The organism is Streptomyces recifensis (assembly GCF_002154615.1).
Taxonomy (GTDB): domain Bacteria; phylum Actinomycetota; class Actinomycetes; order Streptomycetales; family Streptomycetaceae; genus Streptomyces; species Streptomyces griseoluteus.
Genome location: NZ_MUNH01000285.1, coordinates 677 through 1,097 on the forward strand (window position 1 = coordinate 677; position 421 = coordinate 1,097).

The 421-nt window shown below is 72.9% G+C and carries 1 pseudogene; it reads left to right on the forward strand.

The features are described 5' to 3' along the window. Positions 1-199 (forward strand): annotated as a pseudogene (locus tag CCN33_RS33040) (MFS transporter); the annotation flags it as partial. Positions 200-421 lie beyond the last annotated feature (222 nt).

Genomic DNA, 421 nt, shown 5'->3' on the forward strand with positions numbered 1-421 from the left:
CGGACTGCATGTGACGCTGCTGGTCAGCGCCGGCCTGCTGCTGCTCGGCGCGCTGATGGCGCTCCGGCTGCCCCGCGTCATGAACTGCGCCCCGGAGGCCGCCGGAGCACCGGGAACGGTCTCGGAGAGCCCCGTACCGCTCGCCAAGAGCGAGCTGCCCGCGCCCCGGACGGCCGGAAAACCCACGGTCTCCGCCTGACCTCCGGCCCGGTCGCTCTGGACGCGCGGCGCGCTCGGGCCGTAACGTCGGCCGGGCATACGTAACTAGCGGTGCTAGTTTTCGAACGCAGCACAGTTCGAGCGCCGCAGGTCCGCAGCCGCAGAGTGCCGGAGGGTGTTCCCCATGTCCGCGTCCCCGAAGCCGCCCGCGTTCGACCCCGCCGACCCGCTCGGCCTCGACGACCTCCTCGACCCCGAGGAC